Source organism: Thauera aminoaromatica (assembly GCF_000021765.1).
In the GTDB taxonomy this organism is placed as follows: domain Bacteria; phylum Pseudomonadota; class Gammaproteobacteria; order Burkholderiales; family Rhodocyclaceae; genus Thauera; species Thauera aminoaromatica.
Genome location: NC_011662.2, coordinates 3,541,026 through 3,564,781, shown reverse-complemented (window position 1 = coordinate 3,564,781; position 23,756 = coordinate 3,541,026). Strand labels below are relative to the sequence as shown.

Here is a 23,756-nt window from a genome sequence, read left to right as displayed (position 1 = left end):
GCATCCGCATGAGTCACCATCGAGCTTGCCTGCCGGGCGCGGGCGGGGGCTGCGCGTCGGGTGGGGGGCGCGGCCGGGTGGCGGGCAGGACCCGCGTACTCTGGCTAGCGGTCGGGCTCGCGATGCTGCTCGTCGCGCTGTCGCGCGCACCGCTCGCGGACGTGCACTGGGACGCGCCGATCTACCTCTATCAGGCCAAGCGCTTCGCCGAGACCGCCTACCTCGTCGATGTCGCACGCAATGCGCAGGAGATCGTCGCCCAGCTCGCCGGTGCCTGGCCCGAGGACGAGAGCTACTCGGAGGCTTTCTGGCGATCGAGCCGTCTCGGCCACATCGCGCTGCTCGGCGCGCCGGTCGCCGCGTTCGGAAGCACGGATGCGGCGATCACGGCCGCCCACTGGATGTTCGTCCTCGCCATGCCGCTCGGCCTGCTGGCCTGGTGCCGGGTGAGCCATCTCGCCGGACGAGCACTCGAGCCGGGTGCGGTCGGGGCCGGTGGGCTGGCGTCGAGTGCCCTTCTGTTCGTGCTGTCCGATGTCCATGGTTACCTGAGCGGCAACCTGGTGAGCGAGGTGCTCAGCTTCGGGCTCGGCGCTGCGGCGGTGTGGGCCTTGCTGGCGTCGACCGCCACGGCCGCGGGCTGGCTGGCGGCGGTCTCCGGAGGGTTGGCCTTCCTCGGCTACACCGTGCGGGTGGAGAGCGTGTGGATCTGGCTGGCGTTCATGCTCGCCTATCTGCCTTTTGCCGGCGCCGCGGAGGCACGCGCACGGACGCTGCGCCGCTTCGTCCTCGCAGGGGGGACGGCCCTGCTCGGCTACGCCACCTATGCGTTCGTCTTCCACCCGCTGGCGGACCCGCGCAGCTATCTGGCCTTCGCCGCAAGCCTTGCACAGCGCGCGCGCGAGGGGGTGCATGCGGGAAACCTGGTGTTCGTCGCCGGCGGCATGCTCTGGCTCGGGGCCGTGTTCGCGCTGCCGCGGTTCCGCGGCTCGCGGGTGGTGCGTTTCGGCGTCCTGTGGCTGCTGCTCGCGGGCCTGCCCTCATGGGCGCTGATCGCCTCCGACTCCGCCGTCCAGACCCGCATGCTGATCGGCCTCGTCCCTCCCCTGATCCTGCTGTCGGCGGCGGGCTGGACCTTTGTGCTGGGGGCGCGGCAGAGGTGCGCGGCCCTCGGCCTGGCGGTGGTTTTCGTCCTGATGTCGAGACCCCCGATCTATGGCTGGTTCGTCGAGCAACCGGGTCTCTGGCGGATCCAGCGCCTCGGTGCGGCGATGTTCGTGCCGCGCTACGAGCGCGTCGATTACGTCCCCCGGGAGATGGCGGCGATCAGCGCGCAGGTGTTCGGCGGAGAGGGGCGGCCGGGAATCCTGATCGCAGCCCCGTCCGTCAAACAGGAATACCTCAACCTGGTGCGCTTCTACGGGCCGGCCTATCCGGCCGATGCGCACATGGCACTGGCGGGCGACCCCACCAACCCCGGGCGCTGCGAGCTTCGCCGCGACCGCGCCCACGAGCCGGTACGCTTCTGCACCGGCTTTGGAGATGCCGCGGCCTTGCGCACCAGCCTGGTCGGGCATCGCGTGCTCCATCTGCGGCGGGTCGGCGATCCGCCCCTGGCCGGTGCCGCGCCGCTGCTGCAGACCACCGGCTTCGTGCTCGAGCAACTCGGGCCGCTGCCCGTTCCCGATCCATCTCCCGAGGGCTCCCCGCCATGAGATCCTGGCTTCCCTGTGCGCTCCTCTTCGCCCTCTCCGCGCTCTTTCTCGCGCCCGCGCTGGGTGGGAGCGGATTCTGGTGGACCGACGAGACGCGGCATGCGATGGGCGGGGTGTTCATCCTCGACCTGCTGCGCGACCTGCCGCTCGACGACCCGATGGGCTACGCCTTGCGCTATTTCGCGCAGTATCCTGCGCTCGCGCTCAACTGGTACCTGCCCGGCTTCTATTTCGTCGAGGCCGGTTTCTTCGCGCTCTTCGGGGTCAGCGAGACGGTTGCGCACTGGACCGTGTTCGCCTTCGTCCTGCTCGCCGCCGGGCTGTGGTTCGACTGGGTGCGCACGGGCTGGAACCCCCTGATGGCCTTCATGGCGACGGCACTGTTCATCGCGGTCCCGGAGTGGAACCATTGGGCGCGCAGCGTCATGCTCGAGGCGCCGGCGATCGCCTTGCTCGTCCTCGTGGTGTGGACCTTCGAGCGCTATCTCGACCGCCCGGCATGGTCGCGGGCCATCGCGGCCGGGTTGGCGATCGCCGCCGCACTGGCGGTCAAGCAGACCGTCGCGCTCCTGCTGCCGGCGCTGCTGGCGTACGGCCTGATCTCGTCGCGGCGTGCCGCCCTGTGGCGCGTGCAGGCCGTGCCCGCCTATCTGATCGCGGCGCTGGCGATCGCCCTGGTCGCGCTGCATGCGCTCAAGTTCGGCAATCTCGGCCTCGCGGCCACCGTCGGGGACAGCCGGGTCGAAGTCGGACAAAGTGCGGCCCGCCTCTCGCTCGAACGCTGGCTGACCTATCCGCGGGCCCTGATCGAGGTCTGGGGCTGGCCGCTGGCGCTGCTGTCGCTCGCGGGGGCGCTGCTTCCGGCCCGCCAGGGCGAGGGCCGGCTGGCCCTGATCCACGCCTGGCTGCTGTGCTGGTACGTGGTGATGACGCTGGTGCTCGGCGGTGCGGGCAATGCGCCGCGCTACACGCTATATGCCCTGCCTGCGCTCGCCGTGCTGGCCGCCCGTCCGCTGTTCCTGCTGCGGGGGCGGCGATCGCACGACGGCTTCCTCGTCCTGCTCGTGGTCATGCTCGCTTTCCAGGGCTGGCGAACGCTGACGCAGCCGGTCCCGCGGATCGACGGCTATCGCGAGGTGGCGCAGGCGGTCCACGAGCGGCGGACAGGCGCTCCCGTGCTGTTTGCCGGCAAGCATGACGGCAGCTTCATCTTCCATCTGCGGCAGCTCGACCATGCGCGCGAGGCCGTGGTGTTGCGCGCGGACAAGGTCCTGGTCTCGCTCGCGGTACACAAGTACTTCGGCATGAGCTCGCACGTCTCCGGCATCGACGACATCCGCGCCTTGATTCGACGCTACGGAATCGAATACGTGGTGATCGAGCGCCCGGACATCGTCGGCGTTCCCGAGTTCGAGATGCTTGCCGAGCTGCTCGCGCAAGCCGATTTCGAACGCGTGGCCGAGTTTCCCGTGCATGCCGCCGGCGGGGCCGAGGCACCGGAGCGGATCGTCCTCCATCGCTACCGCGATCATGTTCCCGCAGCCGATGCGGAGATCGTGATCCCGCTACCGCATCTCGGGCGCGAGATCCGCTTCCGGCGCGCGGGCGGCTGAGGTCGCTGCGGGCGTCGGCGGCAGGTCCAGGCGGGGATCTCCGCGCAGCGCCGGGTCGTTCGCCATCCAGGCGCGCAGCTGCGCCCACAGGCGCTCGACCTCTGCGGGATGCCGGGACGCGACGTCCGCGGTGCACCCGGGGTCGCTCTCGACGTCGTACAGGCTGAGAAGCCTGCCGTGCTCGAGCGGCTGGTAGACGAGCTTCCAGCGCCCGTCCCGCACCATGCGGTCCTTGGCGACCAGTACCGTCTGGCGGTAGCGCTCGCGCAGCGACAGGCTGCCCGCCGCGATGTCCGGAACGTCGAGCAGTTCCAGCAGGTTGGGATAGCTCAGGTGTCCTTCGGGTAGACCGGGGACCGGTGCGATCCAGATCCCGGTCTCGTTGAACGCGCGCAGGTGCAGGTCGGTCGCCGGATCGGCGATCGCCGGGCGCAGCGACACCCCGTCGCAGCCGACCGAGGGCGCACCGAGCAGATCGAGCAGGGTCGGCATGATGTCCACGCTGCGCACCACCTGGTCGACGCGCTGGCCGCCCGGTCGGGCCGGGTCGACGACGATCAGCGGCACGCGCGCGCTGAAGTCGCCCAGGGCGGAGTTGCCCTGGCCCCAGGTGCCGTGCTCGAAGAACTCCATGCCGTGGTCGCTGTAGAGCACCACGATGGTGTCCTCCGCGAGGCCGCTGTCGTCGAGCTGGCGCAGCAGGCGCCCGACCTCGTCGTCGAACTGGGCCACGCAGCCATCGTAGAGATCGAGGATCTGGTCGAGGTCGAACTCCTCGCGCGGCTCGCCCTGGCGGCGGATGATCTCGAACGGTTCGGTCAGCCGGGCCATGGCGAACTTGGACGCGCCGGAATAGGCAGGATCGGAGAACCGGGTGTAGTAGGGGTGCTCCGATGCGAAAGGCGGATGCGTGGTCGAATAGAAGAGGTTGAGCAGGAAGGGTTCGTCACCCGCAGCCAGGCGCGACAGCGTGCGTCGCGCGCGGCGTCCGAGCATGCCGGTCTGGGGCACGCCGCCGAGGTAGTGAATCTCGGGAAGAAGGTGACGGCCGAGACGATTGTGCAGGAACAGCGACAGGAACAGGCGGATGTCCTTCGGGCCCTGGCGGATGAGGTACTTCAGGTTCCACTGATCCTCGGGCAGATCGGTGATGTCGAAGCCGAAATCGAACTTGCCCAGATCGGCGCCGCACCAGTCGGAAACCGCCGCGGTGCGATAGCCCAGTGCGCGCAGTATGTTCGGCAGGGTCTTGTCTTCGAGCCGCGTCTCGGCGCCGGCCACGTAGTTGTCGCGCACCCCGTGGTGGTGCGGCCAGGTCGCGGTGAACAGCGAGATCAGGCTCGGTGCGGTGCGCGCGCAGGGGACGTAGCAGGCGCCGAAGCGGGTGCCTCGTGCGGCCAGCGCGTCGATGTTCGGGGTGATCGACGCGCCTTCGCGTTGCGCGCCGATGCGGTCGGCCCGGAGCGTATCGCTGCCGATCATCAGCACGTTGCGCCGCGCGCGCCGTCGCGGGGTGGGGGCGTGTGTGCCGTCGGGCTCCCAGATCGCCCAGGCGAGCAGCGCGATGTAGCCGCAGGTAACGAGCAGCATGGCCCCCGCGTCCGCGCTGCCGCCCTGGTGGTAGCGCAGCAACGCGATCGCCCCGACCAGGCCGATTCCGGTCGCCAGCACGATGCGCGCGATGAGGTCGAGACCGCGCTGCGACAGCGCGCGCCACAGGCGATGGATGCGGACGGTACGATATTGCCAGGACGCGATCACCAGGCCCGGGTTTTGCGAAAGTGCTCGGCAGCCGGCATACACCGTCGCGAGCGCGAGGGTGAGGGCGCCGCCCGCGGCAGTCGTCCACAGCGGCGGTTCCCGACCGAGCGCTTCCGCCGCAGTGATCCACAGCGCGGTGCCCGGGAAGGCCCAGAACGCGGCGAGGCCGAGGGCCGCGAGCCCCAGGCGGGCGATGGCGAAGACGACGTAGCCGCGATAGCGCGCGAGGATCTCTTCGCGCAGGCCCGGCCCGGTGCGCGAGAAGTCCCGCACCGACTTGGCTACCAGCACCGCGCTCGTCAGCGCGCCCACCACGCCGGCGCCGAGCAGGGCTTCGCCCAGCCAGTGGCGCGCGAGCACCGTCGCCAGCGCGAGCGTGAGCGCGGCGGCCACCAGCAAGGCCGCCGATCCCGCTTCCGCCCCGAGCATCGGCAGTGCCGCACGCCTGCGCTTGCGCCGGTGGCGGTCGCGGATGCCGGAGATCTCGCCCATCGAGGAAGCCAGGCGGACCAGATAGAAGCGCCGTGCCTGCAGCCGCCACGAGAACGCCAGCCCGAGGGCGTAGCCCGCGGCCTTGCGCCACATGTAGCGCGGCACCCGGTCGAACTCCGCGCGCACCCGCGTGACCGATTGCGAGCGCTGGTAGCCCTTGCGTGCGACGTAGGACAAGGTCAGGCGTTCGCTATCGACATAGTGGTACTGGAGGATCTGCGGTGCGTAATGCAGGCGGGCCCCCTTGCGCAAGGCGCGCAGGATCCAGTCGGCGTCCTCCGATCCGCCGAGATCGTGTCCGGTCGGCCCGAGTTCGATCGCGAACGGTCCCGTCGCACCGATCACCGGCAGGCGGGCGACGAGATTGCCGCCTCCCGGGATCGGCCCCTCGAGGTCGACGGGGAAGTCCTCCATGCCCTGGTCGTAGCGCGGGACCGGCAGCGGGTAGATGCGATAGGGGCCTTCGTCGTGCACCCAGGCCGGCTCGCTGCCGTCCCAGTCGGGCACGATCCGCCCGCAGAAGAGATCGGCCTCGGGCCAGCGCTCCGCGGCGGCGGTGACCCCGAGCAGGTAGTCGGCGTCCACGCGGTGGTCGTCGTCGACGAAGGCGACCAGCTCGTCCTCCAGCAAGGGCAGGGCGCGGTTGAGCGCATGCGACTTTCCCGGCGTGGGCTCCGCGATCCACGACAGCGCCAGCCGATCCGCGCGGTCGCTGCGCCCGGCCAGGAACTCGTGCGTGCCGTCGGTGCAGGCGTTGGCCACGACGAACAGGCGGACACTCCAGCCGGCAGGCTGGCGGGCGGACTCGAGCGAATCGATGACGCGTGCGAGCAGGTCCGCGCGGTTGTGCGTGCAGATCAGGATGGTGAGGCTGCGGGCGGCGGTGGCGACGTTCATAGCCGTCCTCCGGCGAGCACGGCGAGCGCGATCGAGGCGATCAGTCGTCCCCGCCCGATGGGCGCGCACGCGAAGGCGCGCGCGAGATCGGCGAGCGCAGCGCCGCGATCGCCCTCGCGGCAGGCCCACTTGGCGTAGTCGCACAGCGTGCCCGCGTACAGTGCGCGCCAGTAGGCGCCCTGCTTGTCGGCGGGCAGCAGGTGACGGTTCTTGCGCGTCATCGCCAGCGCGCCGGCGCGCATCCGCGCGCGGTTCCGGCTCACGCTGCCGGGGCGCTTGAGTACCACCACCAGCGCCTCGGGGATGCATGCGAAGCCGCCGCATGCGGCCAGACGGATCCACAGGTCGGTATCTTCCGCGCCGAACAGGGCCTCGTCGAAACCGCCGAGCGCCTGCACCGGCTCGCGTCGCGCGAGCACCGACGAGGCGCCCCCCGCGATCAGCGCATGGGCGGCGAATACCTCGGCCACCGAGGCGGTGCCGTCGCCCTGGCAGGCCCAGATGCCGACTGGCTTGCCGTCCGGGTCCTCGAGGCTCGCCGTCGCGGCGCAGAAGGCCAGCTCCGGGCGCTGATCGAGCAGTGCGACCTGGCGCCCGAGCTTGGCGGGGAGCCAGCGGTCGTCGGCGTCGAGGAAGGCGATGTAGCGCCCGCGTGCGAGGCGGATGCCGGCGTTGCGCGCCCGGCTCATGCCGCCGTTGGGCTGGGAGACGAGGCGCAGCACGTCGCCGTAGCCGCGCAGGACCTCCGCGGTGTCGTCGGTGCTGCCGTCGTCCACGACGATCAGCTCGAAATCGGTGAAGTCCTGCGCCAGCACGCTGTCGACCGCGCGCCGGATGCACCAGGCGGCGTTGAAGGCCGGGATGACGACGCTGACCGTCGGCTCAGTCGTCGAGCGCATAGCCCAGCTCGCGCATCAGCGGAGCGATCGCCGGCAGGATGCGCGCGATCGCCTCGGGGTTGCTCTCCTTCCATTTCTGCTTCTTCGGCGTGCCCTTGACGATGCTGGTCGGGCGCCCCGAGAGTCCTGCGCAGTGGGCCTCCATGCGCGCGTCGAAGGGCAGGCCGAGGCGTTCGAACACGGTGCGGAACATCTCCACCGGGCGCTCGAAGATGTCTTCGTAGCGCACCTGGATCCACTGCGCCGCCGGCACGTCGCGCGCCGCGTCGAGGGCGAGCCGGTTGGCGCTGATCCACTGGAACGCGCATACCTCTTCCAGGCTGGCCCGGTTGTAGTCGCGCCACCCCGGCGGCAGGAAGAAGTGCCATTCGCGGAACTCGCCGCCGTTGATCTCCACCGGCACCGGCGACGGGCCGAAGAATTTCTCCAGGCCGAAGCCGCCATCGGTACGGCCCAGCCGCCAGCCGTCTATCATCGAGCTGATGTTGTCGCGTCCATCGCGGTGGATGAAGACGAACTTCGCGCGCGGGAACAGCTTGTGCAGGTAGGCCACGCGCAGCGTGTTGATGCAGGTCTTGTCGAGCACCGGGCCGGCGCCGAGGCGCGCATAGAAGTAGGCGAGCGCGCGTTCGCGGTGCGCGTGGTCGGCATGTTCCGGGCCTGCGGCTTCCGATGCCCAGCCGTTGTTCAGCGGCCCGTACAGCCCGTCCCAGAGCTGCGGCAGCTCGTAGTCGAAATGCAGGTACTGCCCGGACGCGGCGAGCGTCTCGAAGGTGACGGTGGTGCCCGAGCGCGAGCAGCCGATCACGAAGACCGGGTCGGGCATGGCCGGATGGGCGGCCGACCAGTAGAGCTCCCGGGCCCGCCAGCGCAGCCACTGGAGGTTCTTGGCGCGGATCTCGGGGTCGAGCAGCTTGTGCAGGTGCGACAGCCGGAACGATGACATCGGGGCAGGTCCAATCAGAGAGACAGGGGGGCGCTGCGGCGGCTTAGCCGCGGTCGCGCATCCAGCCGAGCAGGAAACCGCAGAAGTAGGCCGCGTTCATCTCCATCCGCAGCGAATGGTCGGCGCCTGTGCGTAGCCTGAGTCCGGCGGCGCGGCCGAGGGCGCGCAGCCATTGCGCGATCAGGTAGGGGGGCGGGATGCGTCGGCCGCTGCCGCGCTTCGCCGACCCTTCGGTGCGTCCCTGGCGGAAGTGCAGGTCGAGGAAATAGCCGCGGCGCAGCTTCGGGGTCTGGATGCGGTGGTGGATGATCGCCTGCGGAACCCAGCGCACCCGGCAGCCGTGCGCCAGCAGGCGACGGTAGATCTCGGTGTCCTCGCCGCCGATGTTGGCCTTGCCCATGCGTCCGAGGCGGGCGTCGAAATCGCCGATGGTGTCGAAGACGCCGCGGCGGAAGGCGAAGTTGCCGCCGAAGATCGGCGTCCCCGGCGCATCCAGCCAGCGTGCCTCGCCGTGGTCGAGCTTGCCGAGGAAGCCGAGCAGCTCGTCCTGCAGCCAGCGCGGCCGGACGCCATCCTCGAAGAAGACCTCGATGCGGCCGCCCAGCGCGTCGGGCTCGAACGCTTCCATCGCCTGTTCATAGGCGCGCAGCCACTCGGGGTCTGGCGTCTCGTCGTCGTCCATGAACAGCAGGTACTCGCCGCGTGCCTCGCGCAGCGCGCGGTTGCGCGCGTTCGACAAGCCGAGGCGTTCTTCCCGCACCACCCGCACCGCAACCCCCGCGGGGTGCCATGCGGTGCGCGCGAGCAGCGTGGGCGTGGCGTCCGTGCAGCCGTTGTCGATCACGAGCAGCTCCCACGGCCGTCCGGGAGGATGCAGGTCGGCGAGCGTCTCGAGCGTGCGTGCGAGGCGGTCGGCGTGGTTGTGGGTGCACAGTGCGACCGTGATGAAGGGCGTGGAGCCGTCCATGATCCCGCCTCAGTGACGAATGCCGAGCCGGGCGAGGACCCGGCCGGCGTTGTAGCGCAGCGCGGCCGTCAGGCGGCCGTCGTTGCTGCCCAGGGTGATCTTGCGGCGCAGCATCGCCGGGGTGTCGGTGCCGAACACGTCGAGCCGGCGCAGGCGGAAGCGGTCGACCTCGGGACGGTTGAACCCGGGCTGCACCGAGAACGCGGCGCGGTAGCCGGCCTGCCGCGCCTGGTGCAGGACGCGTTCGTCGTAGCGCCCGTACGGGTAGGCGAGGTAGTCGACCGGCGCACCGAGCAGGGCCTCGAGGTCGTCGCGCGCACCGGCGAGCTGGGCCTGGAGCGCCGCGTCGTCGAGCGTCGGCAGGTCGGCATGGTCGCGCGTGTGGGAGTGGAAGGCGAAGCCCTGGGCGCGCAGCGCGAGGATCTGTGCGCGATCCATCAGCGGGTAGGTGTGGCCGTCCGGATTGTGCTTCTCGCACCAGGCGTCGCGCTCGCCGACGAGCGCGCTGACCAGGAAGACCGTTGCCGGCCAGCCGAGCCTGCGCAGCACCGGACCGGCGTGGTCGTGCACGCCGCGGAAGCCGTCGTCGAAGGTGAGCAGGAAGGCGCCCTCCGGCAGGGACGCTCCGCCGTCCAGCCAGGCGAAGAAGGCGTCGATGGACACCGCCTTCCAGCCGGCGCGCGCGAGCGTGTCCATGTGTGCCGCAAAGGCTTCCGGGCTCACGCAGTACTTGCGTTCCCAGTCGTTGTGTGCAGCGCCGATGCGGTGGTACATCAGGACCGGGACGCGTTGGGCGGGGGAGGTCGTCATCGTGTTCGAGCGGAGAGGAGCGATTCGGGCGGCAGGGTAGCGGGTGTGCGGGTGTTGCGGTAGACCCCATGCTGGCGGGCTGGCTGGGCCGCCGCCCTCATCCGGTGCTCCCGGCGAGTCCGACGAGGCGGCGGAAGAGCGGGGCGGGCAGCAGGGCCGGCAGGATGTACTTGAGGTCGCGCACCCCCCAGGCGCCCTCGCGCAGGGCCGCGCGCAGCAGCACCTGGGCGTCGTCGAGCTCGCGCCGCCAGTACGCGCGGTAGGCCTCGCGCAGCAGGTAGCCGTCGGTCAGCTCGGCCAGGCGGGCGGCGGGCAGGTGGGCGATGCGCTCCGGGTGCGCGGCGACGAAGTCGCGCCGCACGCGCAGGGCGTCGAGGACCTGCTTCCAGCGCGTCTTCGAGATCTGCCCGCCGCCGTGCCAGCGGTAGAAGGCCATCACCTCGGGCACGCGCACGATCTTCTGCGTGTGGGCGTAGAGGCGCAGCCACAGATCGTAGTCCATCGCCGAGAAGCAGCGCTCCGAGAAGCCGCCGACGGCGTCGATCGCAGCGCGACGCACGAGGGCGGCGTGGATCGGCCAGGGGCAGGCGCGCAGGAACTCGGCCGCGGTGTCGAGCGCCGCATAGTCGGGCGGCACATAGGGCGTGGTGCCGGGCGCACCCTCGCCGACGTTCTGCCAGCCGCAGTAGGCGATGTCCGCATCCGTGCGTTCGAGGGCGTTGGCCAGCTTGTCCAGGCAGTCGGGGCTCAGGTAGTCGTCGGCGTCGAGAAAGGCGACCAGGCCGCCGCTCGCGTGGCGCAGGCCGAGGTTGCGCGCGGGGTAAGGGCCCTTGCGGTCCTGGTGCAGCACCCGCATGCGCGGCCCGTGCGCCGCCGCCAGCGCGTGCAGGAGGTCGCGGCTCGCGTCGGTCGAGCCGTCGTCGACCACGATGAGCTCGACGTCGCCACGGGTCTGCCCCATCACGCATTCCACCGCCTCGCGCACGAAAGGCGCGGCGTTGTAGCAGGGCATCACCACGCTGATGCGTGCGCTGGTGGCGGGCGGGATCGGATCGGGCTTGGTTTCCATGGGGCGGACGATGAAGGGCGGGGTCGGGCGGAGCTGGTTCAGTTGCGGATCAGGGCCTTGCCTGCCGGGTGGCGGCTCAGCAGCGTGTAGGCCCAGCGCCGGCCATCGGACATGCGCGGGTGGCGCAGCGCGGGCAAGGACTTCCACGCATCGAGCCCCGGATGGTGGCGCAGCCAGCGCCAGGTGGGAACGACGAAACCACTCTTGGGGCGGTTCAGGATCTCGTCGGGCAGGCCGCGTGCCAGCGTCCGCGGCAGCATGCTCTTGCCCGGGCCGAGGCGTCCGCTCGCGGCGAGACCGAGCAGGGCCTCGCTGAGCAGGTGGTCCACCAGCGGCACCCGGATCTCCAGCGAGTGCGACATGCTGACCCAGTCGGTGTCGCGCAGCAGCTGGTTGCGCATGTAGCGCACCGACTCCAGGCAGGCGACCTGGCCGAAGTCGTTCAGCCCCGCAAGCGCCTCGGTGTGAGCCGCATCGTGTTCGGCGAGGGCTTGCAGGCCTTCGCAGAGGACGTCGGCATCGACCACGCCGTCCAGTTCCCAGGGCATGAACACGCCCTTGAGCAGATGGTACGCGCCCTCCGGATCGGCGCCGCAAGCCGGGATCCCGGCCGCGTTGGGCGGCCAGCCGAGGCGGGCACCGAGCAGGCGGTGGGCGCCGCGGTAGAGCCGGGGTGCGTGCCGCCAGGGGCTGGCGTGGGCGCGCGCGCGCAGCCGCGGATGCTCTGCGAAGGTGACGTAGCCGCCGAGCAATTCGTCCCCTCCCAGGCCCGAGAGTGCGACCTTGAGGCCGGCCTGTTGTGCTGCGCGGCTCACGAACCAGGTGTTGATGCCGTCGATGGTCGGTTGGTCCATCGCGGCGAAGAAGCGATCGAGCTCGTCTTCCTGTTCGCCCGCAGAGAGCACGATGCAGGTGTGGTCGACGTCCAGATGGCGGGCGATCAGGCTCGCGGCCGGACATTCGTCGTGCGCCGTGCCCTGCAGGTCGTCGAACGTCAGGGTGAGCGTGCGCAGGCGGGCGGGCGAGGCTTCGCGGGCGAGGCCGACCAGGGTGGACGAATCCAGCCCTGCGGACAGGAACGCACCGACCGGAACGTCGGAGAGCAGGTGGGCGCGCACGCTCTCGAGCAGGCGTTCGCGCATGAAGGCGGCCTCCCCGCCGGCCGGGACGGCCGCCGCGGCCTGCACCGAGCGCTGCAGGGCGGCGGACAGGCTCCAGTAGCGTACCGCCGCGCCGGCGCCGGCCGCTTCGTTCACCAGCAGGGTCGAGCCTGCCGGCAGCAGGCGGATGCCGCGGTAGAGCGTGAACGGTTCCGGAACCGAGCCCCACAGCAGGAATCCGACCGCTCCCGCGGGTTCGGGGCGCGTGTCGACGCCTTCGCCGGCCAGCAGGGCGGAGACCTGGGAGGCGAAGCGCAGGGTCCTGCCGTCGTCCGCGTAATACAGCGGCTTGATGCCGTGGGGGTCGCGCGCGAGCAGCAGGCTGCGCGCCCGCGCGTCCCACAGCGCGAAGGCGAACATGCCGCGCAGGCGGCCCACCATCGCGGGACCGTGACGGCGATACAGGTGCAGCAGCACCTCGGTGTCGGAATGGGAGCGGAACTCGACGCCGGCGCGCTCGAGATCGCCGCGCAGCTCGGGGTAGTTGTAGATCTCGCCGTTGAAGCTGACCACCAGCGTGCCGTCCGCCGAGTGCATCGGCTGGGCGCCCGCCGCGCTGAGATCGAGGATGGCGAGGCGCCGGTGGCCGAGGCCGATCCGCCCGTCGTCGCCGGTCCACACGCCGGCACCGTCGGGGCCGCGCTCGATCATGGTGTCGCGCACCCGCAGCAGTTCGGCGCGGTCCACTGCGTTAGCAGCGGGGGCGTAGGCGAAGATCCCGTTGATGCCGCACACTTCAGCGCGTCTCCTGCAGGACCTCGCGCACCGCGCGCAGGTAGCCGTGGCCGAAGCGCTGGTCGGGTTCGAGGTAGTTGCCCTCGGCCCACTCGTTCCAGGCCTTGATGAAGACGATGCGCTGCTCGGCCGGGTAGCCCTGCACCAGGTCGACGCCGCGGCGCAGCACGGTCTTGAAGAGCTCCGGGGTCGAGCCGTGCAGCACCAGTCCGTTGAGACCCGAGCGCGGGGTGTTGTCCCAGTTCGGGAGCACCGTGGGGTACTCGGTGAATTGCGGCGGGCTGGCGCGGGTCAGACCGCTCATGATGCGGGCGTAGTCCAGCACGGTCAGCTTGTATTTTCCCTTCGCCATGCGCATGCGCGCCTTCAAGGCCGGGTAGCGCCACGGGATGTGGCCGCTCTTGGGCGGCAGGGGCTGCCAGGTGGCGGCGTCCATGCCGAAGTCGGCCGGATCGACCGCAGCGCCGAGGTAATTCACCGCGACCAGGTGCAGCCCCGGCAGCCCCGCCTGCGCAGCGAGCTCGCGCCAGTAGTCCATCACCCGCGCCACGTCGGGAATGTCGGGCGGGTTGTAGATCAGGAACATCGGCTTGCCGTCGACGCGGATGTAGCGCGGATCGTGGAATGCGGCGAGCAGCCATTCGAAGTGGCGGCGGTGGTCGTCCATGCCCGGGTAGGTCTGCTCGATCAGCATGCGATCGGCCACGCCCTGCCAGATGTTGCTCCAGCTGTGGTTGGCCCAGCACAGGCAGAACGGCAGGTCGGGCTCGCCGCTGGCGAGGATCTCGTTGACCGGGCGCTCGAGGATGCGCCGTCCGCCGAACCAGTAGTGGTAGTAGCAGAAGCCCTCGATGCCGTATGCGCGGGCGAGCTCGGCCTGCGCGTGGCGGGCCTCGGGCAGGCGCAGGTCGTAGTAACCCAGGTCGGCCGGCAGGTGCGGCTGATAGTGGCCCGGGTAGAGGGGCTTCGCCCGGGTGGTGTTGGTCCACTCGGTGAAGCCCTTGCCCCACCACTCGTCGTTCTCGGGGGTGGGGTGGTATTGGGGCAGGTGGAAGGCGATCGCGCGGGCGTTGCTCATCGTTACCGGGGCCGTGCAGGCAGGAATGCGTGAGAGGAGGAGGCCGGGCCGGGCTCTGCGTCGGACGGGCCGGGCTGCAACAGGATCCAGCCGCGCGCCGGCACGCTCCGCGTAGCGTCCATCCACCCGGGGTGGGCGGCTGTGAGCGGCGGCTCGAAGGCAAGCGGCAGGTCCGTCGTGGCGGTGTTGACCACGAGGAGGCAGGGGGTCTTGCGTGCGCCCAGGTTGATCACCCTGAGGCGTGCATCCGCGGCAGACGGCGTGGGCGCGGCCGATTGTGCGGGCACGATCTCGCCGTTGGCGCCGAGCAGCGAGGGCGGCAGGCCGAGACCGGCATCGTGCAGGTCGAGCACCGCGGTCGCCAGCAGCTCGCGGTCGCGCTGCGCGCGCGTGCGCAGGCAGCGGCGGTACAAGCCCTCGGCCCAGAATGCGAGCGAGTCCCGGCTGGCCGCGGTCTCCTTCCAGAGTCGGGTGACGCGGCTATTTACGCCGAAGTCGACCAGGCCGTCGCTGATGGACGTCCACCGAGGGTCTTTCGGGTCGACGGCGCCGCACGCGAGCAGGCGTTCGAAATCCATCAGGTGCACCCCGTGGTAGCGGTGCACGAAATCGGCTTGGCCGAGGCTGCGTTCGATGTAGCCGGCGGGCATCAGCAGGCGTGGAAAGCGTCGGCGGATCAGGTGCCAGCGCGGAATCAGGTATTTCCAGCCGAGCCGCTTCAAGGCGCGGCGCGCGAACGGCAGTTGTTCCTGCTCCGCCTTCGGCAGCAAGGAGAGGGCGATCACCGCGAGCAGCGGGCGGAACAGCCAGTCGGCCGGACGCGCGGACATCACCGTGCGCAGGCAGGCCTCGGCGGAGCGCAGCAGTCCGTCGTGGGTGTCGTCGCCGCACACCGCGCGCTCGCGGGCGAGTGCCAGCATGCAGTCGAGGTGGGTGTTGAGGATGAGGAGGTTCGTCGGCGACTTGCCCAGCCAGCGTCCGCGTTCCCACGCCAGCGGGTAGTGGCGCATGCCTTCCTCGGAGCGCTCCAGCGAATCGTGCAGGAACCAGGCCCCGGCATCGGTGTGGTCGACCTGCTCGGCGAGATAGCGCGCGATCCGGCGAAGCGCGCCCTCCAGGGCCGGCTCGGGCGCGGCGGCGAACTCGGTGGCCAGCAACTGCATCGCGCCATTGATGAGGCGGTTGTGGCTCTCGTACTCGTCGGTCCATTCGCCGTGCCGGAAACCGCCGTCGGCGTCCTGGCGGCAGAGGACGGCCAGCACGATCTGGCGGCGCAACAGGCGGTAGACGCGCTTGCCGGTGCTGTGGCCGAGGGCGCTGGCGACCATGTGCAGGGCGAGCGCGTCGAGCTCGTCGCAGATCTTCAGCTTCTTGGGCCAGGCCCAGCAGGCGCCGTAGACCTGGCCGTGCACGATGTGCGTGTAGAAATCCGCCGCGCATCGCGTCGCGGTATGGGAGGCGTATGCGAAGAAAGCTTGGGACTCGAGTGCGCTTGCCGTCATCAGCTCGTCTGCGGCGCGGCTCCCGTCCGTGCCCGACGCCTCGGACTCCAGCCGCCAGACGACACAATCGAGCACCTGGTCGGGTGCGAGCTCGAACGTGGCCGCCACCTCGCCGCCGCCGATCTCCATGTTCGCCAGCGTTGCCGGTGATTCCGCGCGGATGCGGCCGACGGCATCCAGGGTCCGGCATACCGGCAGGCGCGGCACCCAGAAGACGGCCTCGCCAGGTGTCGTCGGCTCGAACATCCAGCCGCCGATGGCGCAGCGTTTCAACAAGTGGTTGCCGGCGAGCCGCAGGCGGACCGATTCCGCGGTGGCGGTCCGCTGGACGCGCAGGAAGAGCGCGCTCGCGGCCTCGTCGGCGAAATCGTCGCGCACGATGTCGACGCCGTCATGCGACCCGAGGCGCCGCTGCGCGCCCCGCAACTGCATGGCGATGCCGCCGTCGGCGGCCGAAAAGTGCTCCAGGAGGTCGAGGTGCTTCATGGTTCGTCAGCGGGCGAGCCGGAGCGTACGGCGCCAGCGCAGGCTCTCGTCCGCGAGTGTGGCGAGCGGAAGGAAAAGGAAGGCGGCGGCGTAGGCGATCGCGGCGCACCCGCCCGTGACCAGCATGTACAGGGCGGGACGGATTTCACGCCAGTCCGCCGGGAGTGCCGCATCGGCGAGTGCCAGCACCGCCAGCAGGATGAGGTTGAGGCCGAGGCCGGGCGCGAGCGCGCGCCACAGGTCGCCGAGACGGCTCGGGAAGCAGCGCGTCGCGAGGTAGTACATCACCGGGGTGGAGAAGGCGATGCCGGCGAAGACGCCCCATGCGGCTCCGCTGATGCCCGAGTGCTTCAGGCCGTAGTAGCACGCGACGGATACCAGCACGCCCTGCGCGATGTGAATCCACACTTCGCGGCCGAGGCGGTTCATCGCCGCGAGTACCGCGCCGCAGGGGTGGCCGATGCAGATCAGCAGGCCGGCGAGCGAGACGATGCGCAGCGGATCGGCGGACGGAACCCATTTCGCGCCATAGACGAAGAGCATGAAGGGCTCCGCCATCCACGCCAGGCCGATATAGATCGGCAGCGTGTAGACGACCATCAGGCCGATCATGCGATAGAAGAGATACTTGACCTCGTCGGGGCGGTCCTGCGCCTTCGCCATCGCGCGGAAGACCGCGTCGTAGACCGCAGCGCTCACGGTCGAGAAGGGCAGCCAGGCAAGGCTCTCGCCCTTGTTGAAGAGACCGACCGCCGAGGGCCCCGCAACCCGGCTGATGATTGCGTTGCTGGCCTGCTTGGTGAAATAGGCGGCGAGGTCGTTGAGCGAAACCTTGACCCCGTAGGCGCCGAAGCGTCGTGCCACCTCGAGGTCCAGGCACAGCTGCGGGCGGCGGTCGCTCACGCGGTCGAGCATGGCGAGGGTGATCAGGCTGCCCAGGATGCCCGACAGGATCAGGCTCCACGGGCCGGCGCCCACCACCGCGAGCGCGATGCTGGCGAGGCCGGTGAGGACCGCTACGGCGAGCCCGATCACGGAGCGCTCCTTGAAGCGCATGTCGCGGTGCAGCGCACTCGCACGCGTGTTCACGAAGGGGCGCAGGAGGAAGCTGATCGCCGAGACGCGGACGAGGTCGGCGTAGAGCGCATCGCCGAAGGTGTGCGCGAACCAGGGCGCAGCGACGTAGAAGCCGGCGAAGATCAGGAGGCCGATCAGCAACTGCGCCGTGAACACCACGTCGAAATCGCGCGCTTGCGCGTCTTTGGACTGCACCAGCGCCTGCCCCATGCCGCCGCCGCTGATCAGGCCGACGAAACCCGTGAAGATCTGGATGGTGACGATGAAGCCGAAATCCTCCGGGACGAGCAGGCGCGCGAGCACGATGCCGAAGGCGAACTGAAGCACCTGACCGCCGAGGCTGCCGGTGACGAGCCACTTGATGCCGCTGCGAATCGAGTTCGATGTACTCATCTGGATGGGAACGAGGCCTAAGCGGGCGGAATGTTGCCCCGCATTGTGCCCGGGAAGGCGTGAACAAGCCGTGAATTATGGCCTCTACACGCGCCGGGACGCATGCGAAGAGGGGCGCGCGGGGTCGATTGCGACTTCGCTCGGGCTCCGCACCTGCGGCGCCGGCCGAGGTGGCGCAGGCTTTCACGGGCACGAGCCCGCTTGGCGTGGCGACCGCGGAGGTCGGGTTGACCTTCCCACGTTGGCAAGGTCTACAGTGCGGACTATCCCGGTTCCGTACTGGATGGACACCATGAACACCCCCCGGACTGTCTCGCCCGCCGCTGCGGTGCGCACCCTCGCCATCGCCGGCATGAACTGCGCCTCCTGTGTCGCCCACGTCGAGAAGGCCTTGCTGAAGGTCGAGGGCGTGCAGGCCGCCAGCGTCAACCTGGCCACCGAGACCGCCACCGTGACGGCTCCGGCGGCGGTGCCGCTGTCGGCGCTGATCGCCGCGGTCGATAAGGCCGGCTACGAGGTGCGGCGCGACACCCTCGAGCTCGACATCGAGGGCATGAGCTGCGCGGCCTGCGTGGGCCGCGTCGAGAAGGTGCTGCAGCGCGTGCCCGGGGTGGTGACGGCCAATGTGAACCTGGCCGCGCGCCGCGCCCACGTCGAGCTCGCCGGCGGCGTGCCGACCGCGGCCCTGGTGGAGGCAGTGCAGAAGGCGGGCTTCGGCGCGCGTCCGGCGGCGGAGGTGGGCGAGGGGGTGCGCGAGGCCGACGCCGCGGCCGAGGAGGCGGCGCTGCGACGTGCGGTGTGGATCGCGCTCGCGCTCACCCTGCCGGTGTTCGTGCTCGAGATGGGCGCGCACCTGATCCCCGGCATGCACGACTGGGTCATGGCCACGATCGGCCACCGCGAGAGCTGGCTGCTGCAGTTCGTACTGACCAGCGCGGTGATGTTCGGGCCCGGGCTGCGCTTCTTCCGCAAGGGCGTGCCCGCGCTGCTGCGCGGCGCGCCGGACATGAACGCGCTGGTGGCGGTGGGCACCTCGGCGGCCTGGGGCTACTCGGTGGTGGCCTTGTTCGCGCCCGCGCTGCTGCCGGCGGGTACGGTCAATGTGTATTTCGAGGCCGCGGCGGTGATCATCACCCTGATCCTGCTCGGGCGCCTGCTCGAGGCGCGCGCGCGCGGCCGCACCAGCGACGCGATCCGCCGCCTGATGCGTATCCAGCCGCGCACCGCGCGCGTGCGGCGCGACGCCGGGGTGGTGGAGTTGCCGATCGCCGAGGTCGCGGTGGGCGACGTGGTGGAGGTGCGCCCGGGCGAGAAGGTGGCGGTCGATGGCGAGGTGGTCGAGGGTGCGTCCTTCGTGGACGAGTCGATGATCACCGGCGAGCCGGTGCCGGTGGAGAAGGGCGCCGGTGCGACCGTGGTCGGCGGCACGCTCAACACCCGCGGCGCCTTCGCCTTCCGCGCCACCCGGGTGGGGGCGGACACCGTGCTCGCGCAGATCATCCGCATGGTCGAGGCGGCGCAGGGCGCCAAGTTGCCGATCCAGGCCCTGGTCGACAAGGTGACGATGGTGTTCGTGCCGGTGGTGATGGGGGTGGCGGCGCTGACCTTCCTCGCCTGGCTGTTGTTCGGGGCCGCCTGGCTTCCGGCGGATGTGCCGGTGCTCACCTTCGCGCTGGTGAATGCGGTGGCGGTGCTGATCGTCGCCTGCCCGTGCGCGATGGGGCTGGCGACGCCGACCTCGATCATGGTCGCCACCGGGCGCGCGGCGCAGATGGGCGTGCTGTTCCGCAAGGGCGACGCGCTGCAGCTGCTGCGAGACGCGGCCGTGGTGGCGCTGGACAAGACCGGCACGCTCACCGTCGGCAAGCCGCAGCTCACCGACCTGGTGGTTGCCGAGGGCTTTGCGCGTGCCGACGTGCTCGCATGCGTGGCGGCGGTCGAGCGTGCCTCGGAGCATCCGATCGCCGAGGCCATCGTCGTCGCGGCGCGTGCGGAAGGGCTGGAGATCGCCGCCGCGGAGGGCTTCGGGGCCGAGCCCGGCTACGGTGTGCGCGCACGGGTGGGCGGGGAGCGCGTCGAGGTCGGCGCCGACCGCCTGATGCGCCGGCTGGGGCTGGAGCCGGGCGTGTTCGCCGACACCGCGTCTCGCCTCGCCGACGAGGGCAAGTCGCCGCTCTATGCCGCGATCGACGGCCGCCTCGCCGCCATCCTTGCAGTGGCCGACCCGCTCAAGCCGAGCTCGGTCGCGGCGGTGAGGGCGCTCCACGACATGGGGCTGAAGGTCGCGATGATCACCGGCGACAACGCGCGCACTGCGCGCGCGATCGCCCGCCAGGCGGGGATCGACGAGGTTGTCGCGGAGGTGCTGCCCGACGGCAAGGTGGCTGCGCTGCGCAGGCTGGCGGGCCGCGCTGGTGACGGGGAGGCGGCGGGCCGTCGCGTCGCCTTCGTCGGCGACGGCATCAACGACGCGCCGGCGCTGGCCGAGGCCGACGTGGGCATCGCGATCGGCACCGGCACCGACGTGGCGATCGAGAGCGCCGACGTGGTGCTGATGTCGGGCGACCTGACGGGCGTGCCGCGCGCGATCGCGCTGTCGCGCGCGACCATGCGCAACATCGGCCAGAACCTGTTCTGGGCCTTCGCCTACAACAGCGCGCTGATCCCGCTCGCCGCGGGGGTGTTCTACCCGGCCTTCGGCGCGCTGCTGTCGCCGGTGTTCGCCGCGGCGGCGATGTCGATGTCGAGCGTGTTCGTGCTCGGCAACGCCCTGCGCCTGCGCCGCTTCGCCGCCGACGCGCCGCAGACGGCCGGGTGAGTGCAGGCCACGGGCCGCGGCGAGCCGCGCATCAAGCTGCGTGCGGGAAGTCGCAGTGCTTTGGATGCACGGTGGTTTGGGTAGGAGCGACGCGAGTCGCGATCCGGCGCTCCTCTCCGCGCCGCGGTGTTTCCGCCGCTGCAATCGCGACTTGCGTCGCTCCTACGCGGCATGCGCAGGGCGTCGGTGCATCGCATGGCCGGGCACTCCGCTTGGATGCCGGCGACTGGGAGGCGCGAGCGGCACATGGAGAACAGCATGAATATCGGCAAGGCGGCCGCCGCCTCCGGCGTGTCGGCGAAGATGATCCGCTACTACGAGTCGATCGGCCTGGTGGCGGCGGCGCGGCGGACCGACGTGGGCTACCGCGCTTACACCGGCGAGGACGTGCACGTGCTGCGCTTCATCCGCCGTGCGCGCGATCTGGGCTTCTCGCTGGCGGATATCGGCGACCTGCTCGCGCTGTGGCGCGACCAGGGGCGGGCGAGCGCGGACGTCAAGCGCATCGCGCTCGGGCACGTCGCCGCGCTCGAACGCAAGATCGCCGAGCTGCAGGGGATGGTGGATACGCTGCGCACCCTTGCGGCGCATTGCCATGGTGACGCACGCCCGGATTGCCCCATCCTCACCGACCTGGATGCGGGCGGCGGGCGCTGAGCGGCGCGGGGATGGGGCGGCGATCGTCGCAGGGCAGTGGCGCGGCGGGTTACCATCGCACCCCTCATCCCTCGATAGAAGCGCCCTGAATGCAAACAGACCTCGCCGACGAACCCCGGAAGGCCATCGTCGCCTCGGTGCAACGCCCCAACGTCAGCGATGCCGAGTTCGAAGCTTCGCTCGCCGAGTTGCGCGAACTGGCGAAAACCCTCGGCTACCGGGTGGTCCACACCTTCACCCAGAAGCGTGCGGGTTTCGACACCACCGGCTATCTGGGGGTCGGCAAGCGTCAGGAGGTCCGCGAGTTCGTGGCCGCGCAGGCCGGCTTCGACGCGGCGCCGACGGACACCGTGCCGCGCACCGGCGCGATCGAGGCCCTGCTGGTCGACCACGAGATCTCGCCCTCGCAGGCGCGCAACCTCGAGCTCGAGACCGGCTGCGAGGTGATGGACCGGACCATGGTCATCCTCGAGATCTTCCACCGCAACGCGCGCTCGCGCGCGGCCAAGGCGCAGGTGGAGATCGCCCGCCTGGGCTACATGGCGCCGCGCCTGCGCGAAGCCGCCAAGCTCGCCGGGCCGCAGGGACGGCAGCGCAGCGGCGTGGGCGGTCGCGGTGCGGGCGAGTCGCATACCGAGCTCGATCGCCGCAAGATTCGCGACCGCATCGCCGAGCTGCAACTGGAGATCGTCGCGATGGAGGCCGAGCGCAAGACCCAGCGCGCGCGCCGCCAGGGTCGCCAGAGCCCGGCCAGCGTGGCGCTGGTCGGCTACACCAATGCGGGCAAATCCACGCTGATGCGCGCGCTCACGGGCAGCGAGGTGCTGGTCGCCAACAAGCTCTTCGCCACGCTCGACACCACCGTGCGCACGCTCTACCCCGAGAGCGTGCCGCGCGTGCTGGTCAGCGACACCGTCGGCTTCATCAAGAACCTGCCGCACGGCCTGGTGGCCTCGTTCAAGTCCACCCTGGACGAAGCGCTGGACGCCGGCCTGCTGCTGCACGTTATCGACGCCAGCGATCCCGGCTTCGAGCGCCAGCTCGAGGTCACCGACAGCGTCCTGCAGGAAATCGGCGCCGACGAGCTGCCGCGCATCCGTGTCTTCAACAAGATCGACCACGTCGGCGACGCTGCGGCGCAGGCCGAATGCGAGGCCGCGCTGCGCGCGAAATACCCCGGCTGCATCGTCATGAGCGCGCGCCGGCCGGACGAGGTGGCCAGGCTGCGGCAGACGATCGTGGCGTTCTTCCAGCAGGATCTGGTCGAGGCGGAGCTGCTCTTGCCGTGGTCGGCGCAGCAGCTGCGCAAGGAGATCTACGCCAACTGCGAGGTGCTGGAGGAAAGGGCGGAGGACGAAGGGGCGGTCTTCAGGCTGCGCGGCGAGCCCGACACCGTCGAACGACTGCGCGCGCAATGTGCCCTGACACGCTGACGCGCAAACGCCACCGCAAGGGTGGCGTTTGCCGGTGAGCTGATGCGCCCGGACTGGCGCGCATGCGGCGTCGGGTCTCGGGCGAGTGGCCCCCCGGTCGGGTGGGGCGAGCCCGATCAGCCGACCTGATCGAGCGCCTTCTCCAGCGTGGCGACGGTGCGCGCGACGTTGTGCAGCTTGTCGAGCCCGAACAGGCCGACGCGGAAGCTCTTGTAGTCGGGACGCTCGTCGCAGGCGAGCGGCACGCCGGCGGCGACCTGCAGGCCGGCGGCGGCGAACTTGGCGCCGGTCTTGATGCCGTCGTCGGTGGTGAAGCTCACCACCACGCCCGGGGCCTGGAAGCCCGCGGCGGCCACGCTCGGGAAGCCGCGCGCCTCGAGCAGCGCACGCACGCCAGCGCCGAGTTCCACCTGCTCGGCCTTGACCTTGTCGAAGCCGTAGGCCTCGGTCTCGCGCATCACGTTGCGCAGCGTGACCAGGCCGTCGGTGGGCATGGTGGCGTGGTAGGCGTGGGCGCCGCCCTCGTAGGCTTCCATGATCTGCAGCCACTTCTTGAGGTCGCAGGCGAAGCTGGTGCTGGTGGTGCCCTCGATGCGCTCGCGCGCGGCGGCGCTCAGCATGACCATCGCGCAGCACGGCGAGGCGCTCCAGCCCTTCTGCGGCGCGCTCACCAGCACGTCGACGCCGGTGGCGTCCATGTCCACCCAGATCGTGCCCGAGGCGATGCAGTCGAGCACGAAGAGGCCGCCGACCGCGTGGGTGGCGTCGGCCACCGCGCGCAGGTAGTCGTCGGGAAGCATCATGCCGGCCGAGGTCTCGACGTGCGGGGCGAACACCACGTCGGGGCGGTGCTGGCGGATCGCCGCAACGACCTCGTCGATCGGCGCCGGGACGAAGGGCGCCTGCGCCTCGTCGCGCACCTGGCGGGCCTTGAGCACCACGGATTCGGCGGGGATGTCGCCCATCTCGAAGATCTGCGTCCACCGGTAGCTGAACCAGCCGTTGCGGATCACCAGGGTCTTCCGGCCGGTGGCGAACTGGCGCGCGACCGCTTCCATGCCGAAGGTGCCGCTGCCGGGGACGATGGCGACGGCGTGGGCGTGGTAGACCTTCTTCAGCGTCGCCGAGAGCTCGCGCATGACGCCCTGGAAGGCCTGCGACATGTGGTTGAGCGAGCGGTCGGTATAGACCACCGAGTATTCGAGCAGGCCATCGGGATCGACGTGGGTGAGCAGACCGGGCATGGAG

16 protein-coding genes are annotated in these 23,756 nt (G+C 70.6%); 5 read left to right on the top strand and 11 right to left on the bottom strand.

The genetic code is table 11. The features are described from left to right. Positions 1-8 precede the first annotated feature (8 nt). Positions 9-1,715, top strand: a complete 1,707-nt coding sequence (locus tag TMZ1T_RS15675) for a hypothetical protein (protein WP_245537127.1) — start codon at positions 9-11, stop codon at positions 1,713-1,715. After that, entirely contained in the window at positions 1,712-3,328 is a 1,617-nt protein-coding gene (locus TMZ1T_RS15670) for an ArnT family glycosyltransferase (protein ID WP_012585880.1), read from the top strand. Before TMZ1T_RS15675 ends, TMZ1T_RS15670 begins: the two co-directional genes overlap by 4 nt. Here the strand turns inward: TMZ1T_RS15670 and TMZ1T_RS15665 are convergent. The 10 genes from TMZ1T_RS15665 to TMZ1T_RS15620 all read right to left on the bottom strand — a co-directional run bounded on the left by TMZ1T_RS15665 (position 3,281) and on the right by TMZ1T_RS15620 (position 17,600). Then, complete coding sequence (locus tag TMZ1T_RS15665; protein ID WP_012585879.1) at positions 3,281-6,478, bottom strand: sulfatase-like hydrolase/transferase; 3,198 nt, start codon at positions 6,476-6,478, stop codon at positions 3,281-3,283. The genes TMZ1T_RS15670 and TMZ1T_RS15665 overlap by 48 nt on opposite strands. Then, positions 6,475-7,377, bottom strand: a complete 903-nt coding sequence (locus TMZ1T_RS15660; protein WP_012585878.1) for a glycosyltransferase family 2 protein — start codon at positions 7,375-7,377, stop codon at positions 6,475-6,477. The genes TMZ1T_RS15665 and TMZ1T_RS15660 overlap by 4 nt, the downstream gene beginning before the upstream one ends. Next, complete coding sequence (locus TMZ1T_RS15655) at positions 7,361-8,323, bottom strand: sulfotransferase family protein (RefSeq protein WP_004299582.1); 963 nt, start codon at positions 8,321-8,323, stop codon at positions 7,361-7,363. Before TMZ1T_RS15655 ends, TMZ1T_RS15660 begins: the two co-directional genes overlap by 17 nt. Before the next feature lie 43 nt (positions 8,324-8,366). Continuing rightward, positions 8,367-9,290 carry a glycosyltransferase family 2 protein gene (locus TMZ1T_RS15650; RefSeq protein ID WP_004299580.1) on the bottom strand — a complete coding sequence of 308 codons (924 nt, stop codon included), beginning with the start codon at positions 9,288-9,290 and terminating at the stop codon, positions 8,367-8,369. 9 nt (positions 9,291-9,299) lie between these two features. Next, complete coding sequence (locus TMZ1T_RS15645) at positions 9,300-10,100, bottom strand: polysaccharide deacetylase family protein (protein WP_012585877.1); 801 nt, start codon at positions 10,098-10,100, stop codon at positions 9,300-9,302. A 97-nt stretch (positions 10,101-10,197) separates the two neighbouring features. Beyond that, positions 10,198-11,169 (bottom strand): glycosyltransferase family 2 protein, encoded by a 972-nt coding sequence (locus TMZ1T_RS15640; RefSeq protein ID WP_004299576.1) that lies wholly within the window; start codon positions 11,167-11,169, stop codon positions 10,198-10,200. 38 nt (positions 11,170-11,207) lie between these two features. Beyond that, on the bottom strand, positions 11,208-13,064 hold the full coding sequence (gene asnB / locus TMZ1T_RS15635; RefSeq protein WP_012585876.1) for an asparagine synthase (glutamine-hydrolyzing): 1,857 nt from the start codon (positions 13,062-13,064) through the stop codon (positions 11,208-11,210). A gap of 1 nt (position 13,065) precedes the next feature. Then, entirely contained in the window at positions 13,066-14,142 is a 1,077-nt protein-coding gene (locus tag TMZ1T_RS15630) for a glycosyltransferase WbsX family protein (RefSeq protein WP_004324855.1), read from the bottom strand. A 2-nt stretch (positions 14,143-14,144) separates the two neighbouring features. Beyond that, positions 14,145-16,130 (bottom strand): hypothetical protein, encoded by a 1,986-nt coding sequence (locus TMZ1T_RS15625; protein WP_012585875.1) that lies wholly within the window; start codon positions 16,128-16,130, stop codon positions 14,145-14,147. 6 nt (positions 16,131-16,136) lie between these two features. Next, entirely contained in the window at positions 16,137-17,600 is a 1,464-nt protein-coding gene (locus TMZ1T_RS15620; protein ID WP_004324858.1) for a lipopolysaccharide biosynthesis protein, read from the bottom strand. A 292-nt stretch (positions 17,601-17,892) separates the two neighbouring features. On the opposite strand from TMZ1T_RS15620, the gene TMZ1T_RS15615 reads away from it, so the two are divergent. The 3 genes from TMZ1T_RS15615 (at position 17,893) to hflX (ending at position 22,508) form a co-directional block, all read left to right on the top strand. Then, a complete protein-coding gene (locus TMZ1T_RS15615) occupies positions 17,893-20,418 on the top strand; it encodes a heavy metal translocating P-type ATPase (RefSeq protein ID WP_012585874.1) in 2,526 nt (841 codons plus the stop codon). 258 nt (positions 20,419-20,676) lie between these two features. Continuing rightward, positions 20,677-21,075 (top strand): Cu(I)-responsive transcriptional regulator, encoded by a 399-nt coding sequence (cueR, locus tag TMZ1T_RS15610; RefSeq protein WP_004309288.1) that lies wholly within the window; start codon positions 20,677-20,679, stop codon positions 21,073-21,075. Between the two features lie 89 nt (positions 21,076-21,164). Beyond that, the gene (gene hflX, locus TMZ1T_RS15605) at positions 21,165-22,508 is read left to right on the top strand and encodes a GTPase HflX (protein ID WP_004309290.1); all 1,344 of its coding nucleotides are present in this window, start codon (positions 21,165-21,167) and stop codon (positions 22,506-22,508) included. Between the two features lie 116 nt (positions 22,509-22,624). On the opposite strand, the gene TMZ1T_RS15600 is transcribed toward hflX, so the two are convergent. Continuing rightward, positions 22,625-23,752 (bottom strand): aminotransferase class V-fold PLP-dependent enzyme, encoded by a 1,128-nt coding sequence (locus TMZ1T_RS15600; RefSeq protein ID WP_004309292.1) that lies wholly within the window; start codon positions 23,750-23,752, stop codon positions 22,625-22,627. Positions 23,753-23,756 lie beyond the last annotated feature (4 nt).